This is a genomic window from Devosia sp. 63-57 (genome assembly GCF_001899045.1).
GTDB lineage: Bacteria > Pseudomonadota > Alphaproteobacteria > Rhizobiales > Devosiaceae > Devosia > Devosia equisanguinis.
The window spans coordinates 240,506-257,930 of the sequence record NZ_MKUY01000005.1 but is presented as its reverse complement, the minus strand read 5'-3'; the positions used below and the strand labels follow the sequence as shown (position 1 = coordinate 257,930).

Sequence of the window (17,425 nt, the reverse complement as noted above, 5' to 3'; positions counted from 1 at the left end):
TTAGAAATTTTCCGTGATGCAACGTCGAGTTAACATTTAGGCCCCAGTCTCTGAGCCCAGGGAGCGGGTGGTGTCCGGCTGGAGGGCCGGCAAATGGGGACATTACGATGGGCACGTTTCTGAGCAATCTGCGTCTGACCTTCGCCATTCCGGCCATGACTATCGGGGCCTTGGCGACCGCCATGCTGGCTGTTATCGGGGGGCTGTATCTCAGCCTCAGTGGCACGGTGCAGCGGGATACTGACGCCGCGGTCATGACATCCACGCGGGTTGCAGCGCAAATCCTCCAGGTCAATCTGCCCAGCCTGGACGTTGTGCTCGACGAGCACGGCGAGGTCACAGGTCTTTCTGCGCAACGCATGCCGCGTTTCCGCACGCACGACGTTATCGACACGGTCTCGCGTGTCGCGGGACAGGGCGCTGCCATCTATGTGTTCGACCCTGAGGTCAGTCCGGACTTTCTCGTCGGCAGCACCAGCCTGGTCCTGTCGAGCGGAGAGCGGGCAGTGGATCGGGCCATCCCTGCCGGCAGTGCTTTGTTCGACACCCTTATGGCCGGCAGCGCGGTGCAGGTGGCCGACCAGATCGAGGCCAAGCGCTACCTGATGCGGTACCAGCCTATTGCCACGGCCGATGGCAAAGTGATTGGGGCCCTGCTTATCGCCGTTGACCGCGCGCCGCTGGAGGCGGTGCTCGGACAATCCATGCTGGTGCTGGGGGCAACGGCCCTGCTGGCCCTGGTTTTGATTGCACTCGTCGCGCTCATGGTGGCCCGCGGGTTGATCAGACCCATTCCCCAATTGGCTAAGGCGATGGACGCCATAGCCGGCGGCGAACTCGATTGTGAAGTGCCCTATCTCCATGTGCGCAACGAAGTCGGCGCCATGGCGCGATCCGTCGAGATTTTTCGTACCAATGCGCTGGAAAAAGCCGCGCTCGACGAGCGGGCGCGGCATCATCTTGCCGAGGCAGCCGATCATACGGGGCAATTGCAGGCCATTGGTCGGAGCCAGATCGTGGCCGAGTTTCACCTCGATGGCACTGTCATCAGTGCCAATGAAAATTTCCTGCGGTTGCTGGGCTATGGAGCTGCAGACGTTGTCGGCCAGCCCAATGCGCTCTTCCTGTTCAACGCCGATCCTAAAAGTGTCAGCTATATTCAGTTCTGGACCGAGTTGGCGGAGGGCACGTTCAAGAGTGGCGAGTACCGCAGGCAGACGCGCGATGGGCGCGAAGTGTGGATCCAGAGCACTTTTACCCCGATCTCCGATGCCGAAGGACGGCCCTATAAGGTCGTGCAGTTCGCCACGGACGTGACAGCGCGCAAGCAGTCCGTCGCCGCCATTGGCCAAGGGCTGAAGACGCTGGCCTCGGGCGACCTGACCCATACGATCGACACGCCTTTTCCTGCCGAGTTCGAAGACCTGCGCATGGCGCTGAATGGCACAGTGGAGCGCTTTGCCGATGTGGTGGGGCAGCTGCGCATGACGACGCGCTCGCTGCGGACGGCCAGCGGCGAGCTGCTGAGCGGCGCCAATGATCTGTCGGAACGCACGACGCGGCAGGCGGCCACCATCGAGCAGACATCGGCAGCCATGGAAGAGCTGGCGGCGACGGTGACCAGCAATGCCGGCATGGCCGAAGAGGCAGCGCGCAAGGCCGAGACCGTCTCTGCCGTCGCCCAGGAGAGCGGCGCGGTGATGGAGGAGGCGACCGGGGCCATGGCGCGTATCACCGCCTCTTCGCAGAAGATCTCCAACGTCATCGGGTTGATCGACGACATCGCTTTCCAGACCAATCTGTTGGCGCTCAACGCTTCGGTCGAGGCGGCACGGGCGGGTGACGCCGGGAAGGGTTTTGCCGTCGTCGCGGTGGAGGTGAGGCGGCTGGCGCAGAGCGCCGCGCAGGCGTCCAATGAGGTCAAGGCGCTTGTTGAACAGAGCGGCACGGAAGTGAAGGGCGGGGCACAGCTTGTGGTCGAGGCCGGTGACAGACTTCGTGCGGTTCTGGAGGCGGCGCAAGAGAATAGCGCATTGGTGCGGGCCATCACCCAGGCCAGCCGTGAGCAGGCTTCGGCGATCGAAGAGGTCAACATGGCCGTGCGCACGCTCGATCAGATGACGCAGCACAATGCTTCATTGGTGGAAGAGACCAATTCGGTCATTGCGCAGACCGAAGGCCAGACCCAGGCCCTGGACCGGATTGTCGACGTGTTCCGGCTCGATGAGGACAAACAGATGCCGAAGCAGCGCGCGGCGGCTTGAGCGGTCGCTCAGCCGGCGAGGGCCGCGTCAACCAGGGCCTTGGCGTGCAGATCGGTGGTGTCGTAGGTGGGCAGTGACGAGGTGCTGTCGTCGATCAGCATGCCGATTTCGGTGCAGCCCAGGATGACGGCTTGGGCACCGCGCGCGGCGAGCCGGTGGATGGCGGTCTGGTAGATGCGGCGCGACTGCTCGCGCACGATGCCCTTGCACAGCTCGTCATAGATGATGCCGTTGAGATTGGTGCGTTCCACCTCGGGGATCAACGGGGTGAGGCCACGCGCCAGCAGCCGGTCCTTGTAAAAGTCCATTTCCATGGTGAAGCGCGTGCCCAGCAGGCCCACCGTATCGAAACCGTCGGCGAGCAGCGCCTCGGCGGTGGGGTCGGCGATGTGGACGAAGGGGCGGGCAATGCCGTCCTGAATGGCGTCGGCCACCACATGCATGGTGTTGGTGGCCAGGCCGATGATGTCGGCACCGGCGGCGACCAGACCGCGCGCCACGCCATTGAGCGTCAGTCCGGCTTCGTCCCAGGCGCCGGCCGATTGCATGGCGGCGATCCCGGCGAAGTCGACCGAATGGACGATGAGCGGCGCCGAATGCAGACCGCCGAGACGACGCGCCGTCTCCTGGTTCAGCACCCGGTAGTAATGGGCGGTGGATTCCCAGCTCATGCCGCCGATCAGGCCGATGGTCTTCATGCTGGCCTCAGACATGGGTGAAGCGCTGCGGGATATCGGCAAAGGCCTCGACCACCTTTTCATAGGCGGGCTTCTTGAACGGCACGATCAGGCTGGGGGTGCGGCTCAGCTTTTCCCAGCGCCAGGCGTCGAACTCGGCTGGAAACTTGCCGCCACCTGGGGTCTCGACATCGATCTCGCTGGGCTTGCCGGTAAAGGCGAAGGCAAACCAGCGCTGGCGCTGGCCGCGATAGCGTCCCTTGAGGGCAATGCCCAGGGCCTCGTCGGGCAGGTCGTAATGGATCCATTCCGGTGCCTCGGCCAGGAGGCTGACCGAGACGATATTGGTTTCCTCGTGCAGCTCGCGCAAAGCGGCGCGCAGCGGGTCTTCGCCCTTGTCGATGCCGCCCTGCGGCATCTGCCATGGCGCGGCGACTTCACTGCGGTCCTCGGAATTGGGATCGGCCTTGCGCCGCCCGATCAGAACATTGCCCTCGGCATTGAAGACGGCCACCCCCACGCAGTCACGATAGGGCAGGGCGTCACGGTCAGGGCGGGTCGTCATAGCAGGTCTTTTCATTTCATCAGGGCGCTGGCGGGCACCAAGGTTATCCCGCGCGCTTGAAGGTCTTGCGACCACTCGGTCACTGCCTGCACCGATATGGGCAGGGCGCTCACAATACCGATGGCTCCGCCGCTTTCCATGGCCTGGTTTTCAAGGCTGGCAAGCGCTGCGAGAATGGCCTGGCGCGAGGGGTTGGCGTCGATGATCAGGCTGGCCTTGGCAAAGGGCACCTTGTTGGTGCTGGACAATTGCTGGGCCACCGAGCGGTTTGAGGAGCCGTCATCGATATAGCCGATACCACGGGCGCCCAACTCTTCCATGATCGGCGAGAAGTCGGTGCCCGAGGCGGTGAAGCGTGCGCCCATATTGTTGATGACGCCGAAATAACCGCCAAATCGCGCCATCAGCCAGAACAGCTTTTCGAGATTGGCGCGCGGGGCTTCGCCGGTGAGGATGGTATGGGGGCCGGGATCGTTCTGTGGGTAGTCGAAGGGCTCGAGCGGGATCTCCAGCATTACCTCGTGGCCGGAGGAGCGCGCGGCCGAAACCGTGTTCTGCAATTGCCGTCCATAGGGGGCAAAGGCCAGTGTCACATCGGGCGGCAACTGACCGATAGCGTCGAGCGAGCCCTGTTCGTTGATGCCAAGGCCGGTGACGATGATCGCCACCTTGGGGCCGCTGACCACAGGCGCGGCATTGCGATAGGCCTCGAAGGGGCGCGTGCCAGTGCCGGAAATGCGTGGGATGGCGCCATTGGCAGTTTCTTCGCTGAGATCGGGCAGAGCGCCAGTGGTGTCGCGCACCGGCAGCGGCCCCATGTCGGCGGGCGCATCGTGGCCGGCCGTCATCTCGGTGATCGCGGCGCCGGCGGGGAATTGCCCGGGATCGGCGGTAATGGTCACCGGCCCGCTGGCCACGGCATTGGCGATGGCATTGCCATCGCGGGTGGAGGTAATGGCCACTTCCTGGGAGGGGCGGCCGCCATTGGGATCTTCGACCATGACCACGCGCAGCACCAGGCCCAGCACGATCACGGCGATGATGCCGAAGAGAATGCGCCCCAGCGGCAGGTGCAGACGGCCCCGGCCACCGTCGCCACGGCGCTTGCGGCCGGTCAATGGTGTGCTGAGATCGTTGGCCATGGCGGGGTCGGGTTCGCTCTTCTGAGAGGGAAAGGCCGGAAGCGCGGGAGAATCAGGGTCCCGCGCTTCCCCTAGTCTAGATCACTTCACCGTTTCGCTGAATCGGTGAAGTGATCGTGTTGGCACCGGCAGACCGGTTCGGATGTCAGTCCGCCTTGGGCGGATAGGCCGGGTTGGTCTCTTCGCCATCGATCAGGCGAATGGCATATTGCAGCTGGTTGTCCTCGGCCTTGTCCACCGGCACATAGACCGAGGAGCCGACCGTGGTCTCTTCCTGGCCATCCACGGTGATGTGGCCGGCCAGCCCGGCTTCGCCGATGATCTCGTCACGGCCCTTGAACTCTTCGGGCACGGTCTGCTTGATCTCGATATCGGGCGTGATGCCCAAAGCCTGGATGGAGCGGTTGCTCGGGGTGTAGTAGCGGGCCGTGGTCAGGCGCATGGCGCCATCGGGACCCAGCGAGATGATCGACTGCACCGACCCCTTGCCGAAGGAGCGCGTGCCCACCACGGTGGCGCGCTTGTGGTCCTGCAGGGCACCGGCGACGATCTCGGAGGCCGAGGCGGAGCCGCCATTGATCAGCACCACCAGCGGCACATCGGCCAGCTTGGCATCGAGCGGATCGGGCTGGGCGTCGTAGCGGGCGCTTTCGTTCTCGGAGCGGCCGCGCGTCAGCACCACCGAGCCCTTGTTGAGGAAGGCGTCGGCGACATAGACCGACTGGTCGACCAGGCCACCAGGATTGTTGCGCAGATCCAGAATGATGCCCTTGGGCGGGGTACCATTGCGCTCCTTGTAGATGTCCTCGATGGAGCGCTCGAGCCCGACAAAGGCCTGCTCGGTGAAGCGGGCCAGGCGGATGACGGCGACGTCGCCTTCCATCGACCAGCGGGTGACGCGCATCGAGATGGTGGCGCGGGTCAATTCGAAGTCGAGGGGTTCGTTGACGCCCTCGCGGATCACCGTGACCTTGATGGTGGTGCCGATCGGCCCACGCATCTTGTCGACGGCCTCGTCGAGCGAGAGATTTTCGATGGAGACGCCATCCAGTGCCACGATCAGGTCATTGGCGAGAATGCCGGCGCGGGCGGCCGGGGTCTCGTCGATGGGCGACACCACCTTGACGATGCCGTTTTCCTGGGTGACTTCGATGCCAAGGCCCCCGAACTGCCCGGACATGTCCTGGCGGGTCTCGTCATAGTCGACGGGCGGCAAATAGTCCGAATGCGGATCGAGCGAGCGCAGCATGCCGCTGATGGCGGCGCGGATCAGCTCCTCCTCATCGGGGGGATCGACATATTCATTGCGGATGCGGTCGAAGATTTCGCCGAAGAGATTGAGGTCGGCATAGACCTGCAAGGGATCGCGCGGCTCGGCGGCGGCCTTTTCCTCGGGGGTCGGCTCAGGCTGCTCGGCATTGGGATCGAGCGGGACCTGCGGGGCTTCCTCGGCCGGGGCAGCCGGGGCTGCGGGAGCCGGGGCCTGGTCCTGCGCGATGAGCATGGTGGCGGGCACCAGCAGGGCAACGGCAAGGGCGCCGGCGCCGATAAGGGGGAAGCGCATGAATTATCTATCCCGTCTGTTCTTGTCTGGCCCACCACCCCTCGGGGTCGAAAGGCTCGTTGTTCTGTCGCAGTTCAATATAAAGGGTCGGCTGGGCGTTTCCAGCATTGGTGGTGACCGTCCGTCCAATTGTGCGTGATCCCATGGCACCCACGGGTTCGCCCATCTGCACGAATTGCCCGATCGAGACGCTGATCGAATCAAGCCCGGCCAGCAAGGCGGTGTAGCCGCTGCCGGTATTGAGAATGATGATCTGGCCATAATTGAGGTAAGGGCCGGTATAGAGCACCCAGCCATCGGCCGGGGCCAGGACCTGGGCGTCGTTGCGCGTCAGGATGGATTGCCCTTGGGCGATGCCGCCGCGACTGTCATTGCTGCCGAAGGCGACGGCCACTTCACCATTGGCGGGGCGGGCGAGATAGCCGCGGGCCATGGGGAAGGGCACGGCCGGCTCGGTGCGCGCCGCATTGGCAAAAGCCAGCTGGATCGCCTCGGGCGACAGCATTGGGGCGTCGGGCTGCTGGTTCTGCGGGGTGCCGGCGGCGCTGTTGGCGGCGCGCTCGCTCAGGGCCCCAACCAGTTCACGCAAGGAACTGGCGCGCTCGGCCAGCGCCAGGGCTTCGGCCTCCTCGGCTTCGAGCTCGGTGCTGCGCTGGGTAATGCCCTGCTTGCGCGCCGCGATCAGGGTGGCGATGCGCAATTGCTCTTCCTCGAGCACGGCGTGGTTGGCCTTGAGCGTGGCTTCTTCGGCCAGCGCCTCTTCCTTGATTCCCGTCAGGGTCTTGAGATCGGCGGCCACGCTATCGGCGCGGCTTCGCAATTGCGGGACGATGGCAGCGATCAGCATGGCGCCGCGTGCCGAACCCAGGGCATCGCTGGGATCGACGATCAGCGCCGGCGGAGGATTGAGTGAAATGCGCTGCAGGGCAGCGAGCACATTGGCGATTTCGGCATCGGCGCCATCGAGTCGGCCGCGCACTTCGAGTTCGCGCACGATGAGGTCGGAGAGGCGCTCCTCGACATTGGCCACTTCGATTTCGGCCAGTTTGACGCGTTGCGCCGCGGCAATCAGGGCGGCGTTCTGCTGGGTGCGGTCGCCCTCCATCTCGGCGATTTCGGCCTTGAGCGCGTCGATGCGCTCGCGGCTGAGGCTCAGCGAGGATTCCACGGTTTCGAGGTCGGCGGCGCTGGTGGTGGCGGTATCGGTGGCCGGAATTGTGACCTCCGGCGCGGCGCCAGGCTCAGACGCTGCCGGGGTGGCCTCGGTGTCTATTGGCGCAGCGGCGTCGGGCGCTGGCGTTTCGGCTGGAGTGGAGACGGCGGGATCGGGCGCGACGGTCTGGGTTTGCGCGGAAAGCGGCAGCGCCACCAGTCCGGCAAGGGCCAGCCCGGTCAGAACCGCTTTCACTGTGCTGCCCGGCCCTGGCCGCATGGCATCTCCTTGCCTGGGCAATCGCCCGAATCAGTCCCGCGCACCATAGCAAGCGGCTGGCAAACCGCTGGTTAACATTGCTTAACCATGTGGGGCTCAGTCGCCCCGGTGATAGGGGTGGCCCGACAGAATGGTGGTGGCACGATAAAGCTGCTCGGCCAGCATGATGCGCACCAATTGGTGCGGCCAGACCATGGGGGAAAAGCTGATGCTGAGATCGGCCTGACGCACCAGGTCGGGGTCGATGCCGTCGGCGCCCCCGATCACAAAGCCGATAGCGGCGCGGCCATCATCGCGCCAGCGACCGAGCTGGGTGGCAAAGGCGTCCGAGGTGATGGATTTGCCGCGTTCGTCGAGAGTGACGAGGAGACCGTCCGGCAGGGCGGCGCGAATGGCCTTGGCTTCCTCGGCTTTTCGGGACGCGGCGGAACCGGCGCGGCTTTCGCTCATCTCGAAGACGTCAAAGCCGGTCAGCGCCAGGGGCTTGCCGGTGCCGCTGGCCCGCTCAAGATAACGGGCCACGAGCTCGCGCTCCGGCCCGTTCTTCATCCGGCCCACGGCCGCAATGGCAATGCGCATCCAGTGCGGTCCGGCTCAGTGCTGGTCGGCGGCGAAATCGGCCTGCCACATCTTTTCGAGGCTATAGAACTCGCGCACTTCCGGGCGGAAGATGTGGACGATGACATCGCCGGCATCAACCAGGACCCAGTCGGCATGGGGCAAGCCTTCGACCCGCGGCTTGCCGTGACCATGGTCGCGCAGGGCCGAGATCAGCTGGTCGGCGACAGCGGCGACGTGCCGGTGCGAGCGACCCGAGGTCACCACCATATGGTCGGCCAGCGAGGACTTGCCAGTGATATCGACGGCAACGGTTTCCTCGGCCTTGGCATCCTCGAGCGTATCGAGAATGACGTCGATCATGGACTTCGAAGCGGTGGCAGCCGGGGTCGGCGAAGCGGAAAGTGTGTTTTCGGGCAGCGCGGCCATCAGAAACGGCCTTCCGCCCATGCGCGTGCATGGGTCATGCGAGAGATAAGCATCCTTGGTTGTTGATCGGAATGTTGCGGCGTCGTGAAAAACGGCAAGCCGTCAGTTCCTGTTCCGGTGACAGTGATCACTCCGGCCAAATATGCGCGTTTATGGGGATTTTTGCAAGGTCATGGCGCGATCACGCCGTAGTCAGCCCCTTTTGGGCCCGAATGGCGGTCGAGGACAGCGCGGATTGACGCCCCTGCAGATAGATCCAGGCGGGCGGCTGCGCATAGGGCAGGAGGGGACCGGCGCTCTCGTCGAGCTGGGCATGGTCGAGCACGCTGGCAGCGCGGGAGGCCAGGGCCCGCCGGCCCGATCCCGGTCGCGCATAGACGGCAATGGGCACCATGGCCGCGATATCGCGCCAGCGTTCCCAGCGATGGAAATCGGCGAGACTGTCGGCGCCCATGATCCAGACAAAGCGCCGGTCGGGCATCGTCCGGGTCAGGAAGGCAATGGTCTGCCAGGTATAGACGAAGCCCTTCTCGGCCTCGAAGCCGGTGACGCGGATGCGCGGATGGCCAATGCGGGCGCGGGCCGCCGTCACCCGCTCGGTGAGCGATGGCAGTTTCGCATTGTTCTTGAGCGGATTGCCGGGGGTGACCAGCACCCAGAGCGCATCGAGCTCCAGCCGGCGCATGGTTTCCTCCATGACCAGGATATGGCCGTCATGGATGGGATTGAACGAGCCGCCGAAAAGGCCGATGCGCATGCCCGATGCCGAGGGGGGCAGCGTGGTGATGCCGGGAATGCGGAGGGGCGGGCGCAGGGTCATGGGTGGCGCTGCTTCGAAGAGCTAGCCATGAACACCCCCACCCGGCCTCCCCCTGAAGGAGGGGGAGGAGAAGAGGAGGGGCGCTGAGAGAGTGGCGTACTGGATGGGCCCCTCCCCCGTCTTCCGGGGGAGGTTGGGTGGGGGCCCAGCAGAACAGAAACCAAGTTCAAGGCCTCAACTGCCCATTGCCGCGCAGGCGGTATTTGAAGCTGGTGAGCTGTTCGACGCCAACCGGGCCGCGCGCATGCATCTTGCCGGTGGCGATGCCGATTTCGCCGCCAAAACCGAATTCGCCGCCATCGGCGAACTGGGTGGAGGCGTTGTGGACGAGAATGGCGCTGTCGACTTCGTTGAAGAATTTTTCGACGGCTTCCAGGTCCTCCGCGATGATCGCTTCGGTGTGATGGCTGGAATAATGCTCGATATGGGCGATGGCTTGCTCGATGCTGTCGACCACCTTCACCGAGATGATGGCGTCCTCATATTCGGTTTTCCAATCCTCCTCGGTGGCTTCCAGCGCTTCGGGGATCAATGACATGACCTGCGCATCGCCGCGGATTTCGCAGCCCTTTGCCACGAGCGCAGTGATGATCGGCTTCAAATGGGTTTTGACCACGTCCTTGTGGACCAGCAGGGTTTCGGCGGCGCCGCAAATGCCGGTGCGGCGCATCTTGGCGTTGAGGGTGACGGCGACGGCCTTGTCGAGATCGGCCGAGCGGTCGATATAGACATGCACCAGGCCCTCGAGATGGGCAAAGACCGGCACGCGCGCTTCGGATTGGACACGCGCCACCAAGGACTTGCCGCCACGCGGCACGATCACGTCGATATTGCCGCCCAGGCCCTTGAGCATTTCCCCCACCGCTTCGCGGTCGGTGGTGGGCACGAGCTGGACGCATTCGACCGGCAGGCCGGCCAGATGCAGCCCGTCGAGCAGGCAATCGACCAAAGCGCGGGAGGAATGAAAAGAATCCGAGCCGCCGCGCAGGATGACGGCATTGCCCGACTTGATGCAGAGCGCCCCGGCATCTGCCGTAACATTGGGGCGGCTTTCGAAGATGACGCCGATGACGCCGAGGGGGGTGCGGACGCGCTCGATATGGAGGCCATTGGGCCGATCCCATTCGGCGATGACCGTGCCCACCGGATCGGGCAGCTCGGCAATGGTCTTTACGGCCTCGATAATGCCGTCGATACGCGCGTCGGTGAGCAGCAGGCGATCGAGAAAGGCGCCGGAAATGCCCTTTTCGCGCGCGGCGGCCATGTCGAGCTCGTTGGCGGCAAGGATTTTTTTGCGATGGGCGTTGATGGCGCCAGCGGCGGTGAGCAGGGCAGTGCGCTTCTGCTCTGAGGTTGCGATCTTGAGGGCGCTGGCGCCGATGCGGGCATTTCGGCCGATCTCGCCCATGATCTCGGCAAGGCTCGGGGTGGCTTGGACGGCGCTCATGACGCTAGCTCCTCTTTACTGCCTGTCAGGACCATATTGTCGCGATGCACCATTTCGGCGCGGTTGCCAGCGCCCAGCAATTCGACAATGGCGTGGCTCTTCTTGCCCATGACCAGGCGCGCATCGTCGCTGTCGAGCCCGGAGAGGCCGCGGGCGATTTCGATACCATCCGGGCCGATCACGGCAATGGTGTCGCCGCGTTCGAACTCCCCGGTGATCCGGGTGACGCCCACGGGCAGCAGCGAGCGGCCATTCTTAAGCGCACCGGCCGCGCCGGCATCGACCTGGACGGTGCCCGAGACGGCCAGCGTGCCCATGATCCAGCGTTTTCGCGACTGGGCGCGGGAGGTGGCGGCCTGGAAGAGCGTGTGTAAGCCACCTTCGCCCAGGCGCTTGAGCGGATGGGTTTCAGTGCCCTTGGCGATGATCATGGCGGTGCCGGCCAGGGTGGCGATCTTGCCGGCCTCGACCTTGGTGGTCATGCCACCGCGCGAGAGATGGCTGGCGGCGCCGCCGGCCATGGCCTCGATGGCCGGGGTGATGCGCTCGACCACCGGAATGTGGGCGGCGGCGGGGTCCTTGGCCGGCGGGGCTGTATAGAGCCCGTCGATATCGGAGAGAAGCACCAGAAGATCGGCCTCGATCATGGTGGCGACGCGGGCCGAGAGGCGGTCATTGTCGCCATAGCGGATTTCGGCGGTGGCGACGCTGTCATTCTCGTTGATGATGGGAATGGCGCCCAGACCCAGCAGCGTCTGGATGGTGGTGCGCGCATTGAGGAAGTAGCGACGTTCCTCGGTGATATTGGGGGTGATGAGGATCTGCCCGGTGACGATCTGGTGCCGGCCCAATGCCTCGGCCCAGGCTTGGGATAGAGCGATCTGTCCGGCGCTGGCAGCGGCCTGGCTCTGCTCGAGCGTGAGGGTGACGGCGGAGAGGCCGAGCAGGCCCCGGCCCAGGGCAATGGCGCCGGAGGAGACGATGACGATCTCCCGGCCCTCGGACTTGAGCGCGGCAATGTCCTCGGCCAGATCGGCCAACCAGGCTGCGCGCAGCTTGCCGGCCTTGTCGACGAGCAGAGCCGAGCCGATCTTGATGGTGATACGGCGATAGGGGGCGAGGGGGTTCATCGGATGGTTTCCAAAGGCAATCCAGAAACCCCCACCCAGCCTCCCCCTGAAGAAGGGGGAGGGGGGGCCTTGTGCGCGTGACGCGATCGAGGGCCGCAACCAGCCCACCCCTCCCCCTGTTTCAGGGGGAGGTTGGGAGGGGGTGCTACAATTGTGCCGAGGAGACTGCCCATCACGGCGTCCATTTTGTTTCCGTGGCCTTCTTTTCCATCTCGACAGCCTCGGCCTTTTCGGCGTCGAGGAAGTTGATGACGTCCCAGAGCACCTGTTCGACGCCCTGGCCGGTGACGCCCGAGACCAGGCGCACTTCGGCCTTGGAGGCCTTTTTGAGGGCCTTGACCTTGGCCTTGATCTCGTCCTCGCTCAGCGCATCGACCTTGTTAAGGACGACGATCTCGTCCTTGTCGGCCAGCACGTCGGCATAGGCGGCCAGCTCGTAGCGCACCGCTTTATAGACATGGGCCACGTCTTCGCTGGTGCCGTCGATCAGGTGAATGAGAATATTGCAGCGCTCGATATGGCCGAGGAACCGGTCACCAATGCCGATGCCCTCGCTCGCCCCTTCGATGAGACCCGGAATATCGGCCAGCACGAATTCGCGCTCGCCGACGCGCACCACGCCCAGATTGGGGTGGAGCGTGGTGAAGGGGTAATCGGCGATCTTTGGCTTGGCGGCGGAGACGGCGGCGAGGAAGGTCGACTTGCCGGCATTGGGCTGCCCGACGAGGCCGGCATCAGCGATGAGCTTCAACCGCAGCCAGATGCCTTTTTCCGTGCCTTCCTGACCGGGATTGGCGCGGCGCGGCGCCTGGTTGGAGCTGGTCTTGAAATAGGCATTGCCGAAGCCGCCATTGCCGCCCTTGAGCAGCACGACCCGTTGGCCGACCTCGGTGAAATCGGCGATCAGGGTTTCCTGGTCTTCCTCAAAAATCTGGGTACCCTTGGGGACGCGCAGGATGACGTCGGCGCCATCGGCGCCGGTGCGGTTGCGGCCCATGCCATGCACGCCGGTATCGGCGCGAAAGTGCTGCTGGTAGCGATAGTCGATCAGGGTGTTGAGGCCTTCGACGCATTCGGCGATGATGTCGCCGCCGCGCCCGCCATTGCCGCCATCGGGGCCACCGAATTCGACGAATTTTTCGCGCAGGAAACTGACGGCGCCGGCGCCGCCGGAACCGGATTTGATATAGACCTTGGCCTGATCGAGAAATTTCATTGCTGTCGTGCCTTCCAGGCTAGGTGTTCGCTTGCGTATGGTTTCCGCCCGGCGCCGACCGGTGCTGGTGGTCCTGGAAACTCTCGCGCGACAATTGGGTCTCGATATGCTCCACCTCGGCGCCGCGCGCAAGGCAGAGCAGGCTTGATCGTCCGGTCTCGACAAAGCCCAACCGCTTCTGGATGGCGAGCGAGGCGGCATTGAAATGGAAAACACCGGAATAGATCATGGGCGCTGCCGTTGCCGCAAAGAACCAGGCGAGGCTGGCGGTGACCGCTTCGGTCATGATGCCCCGGCCCCAGAAGGGCTTGCCCAGCCAATAGCCGATGACGGGGCCCTCGGCGCCGGGATGAAATCCCACCTGGCCGGCATAGGCGCCATGAATCTCGATGGCGAAATTGACCTCGTCGGGAGCCAGGTCCGGCTTGCGGGTGCGCAGCCAGCCCTGCGCATCGGCGAGATGGTAGGGAAAGGGCACGCGCGCTAGATTGCCAGCCACGTCGATATCGTTGAGGTAGCGGGCGATTGCTGGGGCGTCGAGGCTCTGCGGGGGGCGCAGCAGCAGGCGGGCGGTATTGAGCGTTGGGTTCATCGGCGGCGCTCCATGAGGAGCAGCGGCCGGCCGCGATGGCGTTCGACCACGCTCAGCGTTTCCTCGATCACGACAAAGCCGGTCTTTTGCAGCACGCGCACCGAGGCGGCATTGCCGGCGAGAACACGGGCGCGGATGGGGGTGATCCCCAAAGCTTCGGCGGCCTCGACCAAACCGGTGACCGCCTCGGGTGCAAGGCCCTGACCCCAATGGCTTTCGCCCAGCCAATAACCGAGCTCGACTGGGCGGTCTTCGAAAAAGTAGAAGCCGATGACGCCCTTGAGCCTGTCATCCCCGCTGCCCGCAATGACATAGGACCGCTGGCCCGGTTTATGCGCGGCGCGGGTGATAAACCCCTCGGCATGTTCGGGTAGATAGGGAAAAGGCAGGTTCGCGGTGGGCTCCAGCACTTTCCAATTATTGGCCTCTGTCACCAGCGCTTCGGCATCGCTCATGCGCGGGGCGCGCAGCAGCAGACGCTCGGTGGCGATGGTCTGGGGGAGGGTGTCTGTCAGGCGCATTGTTGGTCTCCCCGCGCCTGCCAGGCGGTGCGTGTCAGTCTGGTTATCACATGATCGACATGGTTTTGCAGGGCCTGGGAATAGCGCATTTCATGGCCCTCATCGACAAAGCCGAGCTTGTGCTGCAGCCTGAGCGAGGCGGCATTGTCGTGATGGGCGCTGGAGGGAATGGCCTCGCGCTCGGTCTCGCTGAAATGCCAGGAGATCACCGCCGCGGCCGCTTCGGTGCCATAACCCCGTCCCCAGAAGGGGCGGGCGATCCAGAAGCCGAGTTCGTCCATCAGCGATATCGAACCGATCAATCCCTTGCCGGGACGTTCGATGATGAACAGCGCATGCTCGGGCGTATTGCGCGGCGTCTGGCGCAGCCAGTCCATGGCCATGGCCAGCGAGCAGGGCCAGGGCACCGGGGTGAGCCAGCGGGCAACGGCGAATTCGCCAATGCCCAAAGTATAGCTGGGCGCATCGTCCGGCCGGGCGGAGCGCAGGATGAGGCGATCGGTCTTGAGCGTGATCATCTGTCCCAGTCCAGCCTGAGAAAGGTCGCGGGCATGCCGGCATTGGGTCCGATGGGCTCGGCGCCCTTGCCGGTTTCGAGGAAGCCGAGCTTGCCGAGAACGTTGAGCGAGCGGGCATTGGTGCTGAGTGCGCGCGAGCGCAGGGCGCTGGCCCCTGCCGCCCTGGCCGCCGCGACCACGGCGCGCGCCGCCTCGGTGACATAGCCATGGCCCCAATAGGGCTCGCCCAGCCAATAGCCGAGCTCGGGCAATTCGCCTTGTGCGAAATGGAGGCCCACAACGCCCATGAATTCGTCCTCGCGCATGATGCCATAGCAGGCCTCTTCGGCGCTGGGGACGACGGTCTCGACGAAAAAGCGCGCATCTGCTTCCGCATAGGGGAAGGGCAGGCGGCTCATCCATTGGTGGATGTTCTTGTTGTTGCAGAGTTTTGCGATGGCCGGGACATGCTCAAGGGTCGGCGCGGTCAGGACCAGGCGCCGGGTGGTGAGCGTTTGGGGCAGACGGCTCTTGATGGTGGTCACGATGCAAAACTCCAGACGGAAAAAGGGGAACCGGCGGACCGATTCCCCTTTCGCATCTGTTGTTTGCCAAACACTGCGCCGGGGAACTGGTCACCGGCGGGTTGGTCAGGCCTGCCGGGTTATTCGGCGGCCTCTGCCGGGACGACAGAAACGTGTACTTTGGAGTTCGCACGGGTGCGGAACGACACATGGCCGTCCACGAGTGCGAAAATGGTGTGATCCTTGCCCAGGCCGACGCCGGTGCCCGGAGCCCACTTGGTGCCGCGCTGGCGGATGATGATGTTGCCGGCGAGCACAGCTTCGCCACCGAACTTCTTCACGCCAAGACGACGGCCAGCGGTATCACGACCGTTGCGGGATGAACCGCCTGCTTTCTTATGTGCCATGGTCTAAGCTCCTTATTCCTTGTCGGCCTTATCGGCCTTCTTGGCCGGGGCCTTCTTCGCCGGCTTTTCAGCGGCGGTGTCTTCGCTGGCAGCAGCCTTCTTGGCAGCCGGCTTCTTGGCCGGTGCGTCAGCGGCGGCTTCAGCCTTGGGCGCAGCCTTCTTGGCCGGGGCCTTTTCGGCGACGGCTTCGGTGGTCTCTGCCTTGGCAGCAGCCTTGATCGTCGGCTTGGCGCCGCCGGTCAGGATCTCGGTGATCCGGACGGTGGTCAGCAGCTGACGGTGGCCGTTGCGGCGACGCGAATTGTGGCGGCGACGCTTCTTGAAGATGATGACGGTCTTCTGCTTCTTGGTTTCCACCAGTTCAGCAGCGACCAGGGCGCCTTCCACCAGCGGAGCGCCGATGGTGTCGCCAACCATGAGGACTTCGTCAAAGGTGACGATGTCGCCGGCTTCGGCGTCGAGCTTTTCGATCTTGATGACGTCGTTGGCAGCAACTTTGTACTGCTTCCCGCCCGTCTTGATAACGGCGAAAGTCATATTCATGCCGGTTGGATATGCAACCGGTCCCTATCTGTCGCGCTCTGTGGCGCCGCGGATTTCGTGCCGTTCCGCGGGCTTTTCGGGTCAGAGGGCCGATGTCATACCGGCCGGCAGCCTCGAGCAGCGTTTTCAAACACAACCAGCGCAAAGGCAGGGCCAATGCGCAGGTTGCTGGGCTTATCAGGGCAAAGGGCCCCGGAGTCAAGAGCCTGGCGGGCGCTGAGGGCCATTCAGCCGGCGCTGGGATACCAGTTGCGGAGCCTGACCTCGATGCCCTTGTCGACGGCATTTTCGAAGAGGCCGAGATCGCTGTCGCCATAATGGTAGGGATAGACGATGGCCGGCTTGAACGCGTTGACCGCCTCGGCCGCCTGTTCGGGCGTCATGGTATAGGGCAGGTTCATCGGCAGGAAGGCGACATCGATATCCCTGAAGGCCAGCATTTCGGGCGTGGGCTCGGTATCCCCGGCCACATAAACGGTCTTGTCGCCAAAGATCAGAATGTAGCCATTGCCGACGCCCTGGGGGTGATAGCGCAGGCGGTCCTCGCTGGTATTGTAGGCAGCGACGGCGCGCAGCGGCACGCCGGCAATGTCGCCCGCCTCGCCATTGGCCAGGCTGGTGGCATTGGCCTTCAGGTCCTCGGGCAGCTTGTCGAAAACTTCGGCATTGGCCACGATCGGAACGCCGCTGGCGATGGCCTCGAGCGTGGGCAGGTCGAAATGGTCGCCATGGCCGTGGGTGATGAGGATGGCGGTCGGCGCGGGCAGGCTCGCATAGCGCTCGGCGCCGCCCACGGGATCGACATAGATGACATGATCGCCCCAATGCAGCACCATGCTGGCATGGTCGACCGGATGAATGGTGAGGTTGCCCTGATCGGTGGCGATGGTATCGGCCAAGTCGGTGTCCTGGGCAAGAAGCGGGCTGAACTGGGCGCCAGCAAGCATGAGCAGGGGCAGTCCGGCAAGGCCGGTGAGAACGGTGCGGCGTCTCGGCATTATCTTTTCTCCCTTTATCGCGATGATCCAAACCAACGCCCTTACCGGGGCAGGGATCGGGCAGTCACGGGATCGTGATGACTTTGCGCGGATTGGGGC

At 64.3% G+C, this 17,425-nt stretch carries 18 protein-coding genes and 1 pseudogene; 1 reads left to right on the top strand and 18 read right to left on the bottom strand.

What is annotated here, in order from left to right; translation table 11 throughout:
- The first annotated feature begins 107 nt into the window (after positions 1–107).
- Positions 108–2,264: a methyl-accepting chemotaxis protein gene (locus tag BGO80_RS09525; protein WP_286721117.1), complete on the top strand. Its 2,157-nt coding sequence runs from the start codon at positions 108–110 to the stop codon at positions 2,262–2,264.
- An 8-nt stretch (positions 2,265–2,272) separates the two neighbouring features.
- On the opposite strand, the gene BGO80_RS09520 is transcribed toward BGO80_RS09525, so the two are convergent.
- The 18 genes and pseudogenes from BGO80_RS09520 to BGO80_RS09435 form a co-directional block, all read right to left on the bottom strand.
- On the bottom strand, positions 2,273–2,962 hold the full coding sequence (locus tag BGO80_RS09520; RefSeq protein WP_286721116.1) for an aspartate/glutamate racemase family protein: 690 nt from the start codon (positions 2,960–2,962) through the stop codon (positions 2,273–2,275).
- 7 nt (positions 2,963–2,969) lie between these two features.
- Complete coding sequence (locus BGO80_RS09515; RefSeq protein WP_206437864.1) at positions 2,970–3,506, bottom strand: RNA pyrophosphohydrolase; 537 nt, start codon at positions 3,504–3,506, stop codon at positions 2,970–2,972.
- Between the two features lie 11 nt (positions 3,507–3,517).
- Positions 3,518–4,648 (bottom strand): divergent polysaccharide deacetylase family protein, encoded by a 1,131-nt coding sequence (locus tag BGO80_RS09510; protein ID WP_286721114.1) that lies wholly within the window; start codon positions 4,646–4,648, stop codon positions 3,518–3,520.
- Positions 4,649–4,793: 145 nt separating this feature from the next.
- Positions 4,794–6,212: a S41 family peptidase gene (locus BGO80_RS09505; protein WP_223214244.1), complete on the bottom strand. Its 1,419-nt coding sequence runs from the start codon at positions 6,210–6,212 to the stop codon at positions 4,794–4,796.
- A gap of 7 nt (positions 6,213–6,219) precedes the next feature.
- Positions 6,220–7,644, bottom strand: a complete 1,425-nt coding sequence (locus BGO80_RS09500; protein ID WP_286721112.1) for a murein hydrolase activator EnvC family protein — start codon at positions 7,642–7,644, stop codon at positions 6,220–6,222.
- A 96-nt stretch (positions 7,645–7,740) separates the two neighbouring features.
- Positions 7,741–8,223, bottom strand: coding sequence for a 23S rRNA (pseudouridine(1915)-N(3))-methyltransferase RlmH (rlmH, locus tag BGO80_RS09495; protein ID WP_126151421.1), 483 nt, complete (start codon positions 8,221–8,223; stop codon positions 7,741–7,743).
- 15 nt (positions 8,224–8,238) lie between these two features.
- Positions 8,239–8,565 carry a ribosome silencing factor gene (rsfS, locus tag BGO80_RS09490; protein WP_126151689.1) on the bottom strand — a complete coding sequence of 109 codons (327 nt, stop codon included), beginning with the start codon at positions 8,563–8,565 and terminating at the stop codon, positions 8,239–8,241.
- Positions 8,566–8,812: 247 nt separating this feature from the next.
- On the bottom strand, positions 8,813–9,451 hold the full coding sequence (locus BGO80_RS09485) for a nicotinate-nucleotide adenylyltransferase (protein WP_126151422.1): 639 nt from the start codon (positions 9,449–9,451) through the stop codon (positions 8,813–8,815).
- A gap of 166 nt (positions 9,452–9,617) precedes the next feature.
- Positions 9,618–10,898, bottom strand: coding sequence for a glutamate-5-semialdehyde dehydrogenase (locus BGO80_RS09480; RefSeq protein WP_126151423.1), 1,281 nt, complete (start codon positions 10,896–10,898; stop codon positions 9,618–9,620).
- Positions 10,895–12,028 (bottom strand): glutamate 5-kinase, encoded by a 1,134-nt coding sequence (gene proB, locus BGO80_RS09475; protein ID WP_126151424.1) that lies wholly within the window; start codon positions 12,026–12,028, stop codon positions 10,895–10,897. The genes BGO80_RS09480 and proB overlap by 4 nt, the downstream gene beginning before the upstream one ends.
- A 172-nt stretch (positions 12,029–12,200) precedes the next feature.
- A complete protein-coding gene (gene obgE, locus BGO80_RS09470) occupies positions 12,201–13,244 on the bottom strand; it encodes a GTPase ObgE (protein ID WP_126151425.1) in 1,044 nt (347 codons plus the stop codon).
- A 19-nt stretch (positions 13,245–13,263) separates the two neighbouring features.
- Positions 13,264–13,836 carry a GNAT family N-acetyltransferase gene (locus tag BGO80_RS09465; protein WP_126151426.1) on the bottom strand — a complete coding sequence of 191 codons (573 nt, stop codon included), beginning with the start codon at positions 13,834–13,836 and terminating at the stop codon, positions 13,264–13,266.
- Positions 13,833–14,357 carry a GNAT family N-acetyltransferase gene (locus BGO80_RS09460; RefSeq protein WP_286721107.1) on the bottom strand — a complete coding sequence of 175 codons (525 nt, stop codon included), beginning with the start codon at positions 14,355–14,357 and terminating at the stop codon, positions 13,833–13,835. Before BGO80_RS09460 ends, BGO80_RS09465 begins: the two co-directional genes overlap by 4 nt.
- Positions 14,348–14,875 (bottom strand): GNAT family N-acetyltransferase, encoded by a 528-nt coding sequence (locus BGO80_RS09455; protein WP_126151428.1) that lies wholly within the window; start codon positions 14,873–14,875, stop codon positions 14,348–14,350. The genes BGO80_RS09460 and BGO80_RS09455 overlap by 10 nt, the downstream gene beginning before the upstream one ends.
- Entirely contained in the window at positions 14,872–15,399 is a 528-nt protein-coding gene (locus BGO80_RS09450) for a GNAT family N-acetyltransferase (RefSeq protein ID WP_286721104.1), read from the bottom strand. The genes BGO80_RS09455 and BGO80_RS09450 overlap by 4 nt, the downstream gene beginning before the upstream one ends.
- A gap of 119 nt (positions 15,400–15,518) precedes the next feature.
- Complete coding sequence (rpmA, locus tag BGO80_RS09445) at positions 15,519–15,785, bottom strand: 50S ribosomal protein L27 (protein WP_126151430.1); 267 nt, start codon at positions 15,783–15,785, stop codon at positions 15,519–15,521.
- Between the two features lie 132 nt (positions 15,786–15,917).
- Positions 15,918–16,322 (bottom strand): annotated as a pseudogene (rplU, locus tag BGO80_RS09440) (50S ribosomal protein L21); the annotation flags it as partial.
- Positions 16,323–16,555: 233 nt separating this feature from the next.
- Positions 16,556–17,326: an MBL fold metallo-hydrolase gene (locus BGO80_RS09435; protein WP_286721101.1), complete on the bottom strand. Its 771-nt coding sequence runs from the start codon at positions 17,324–17,326 to the stop codon at positions 16,556–16,558.
- Between the last annotated feature and the right edge of the window lie 99 nt (positions 17,327–17,425).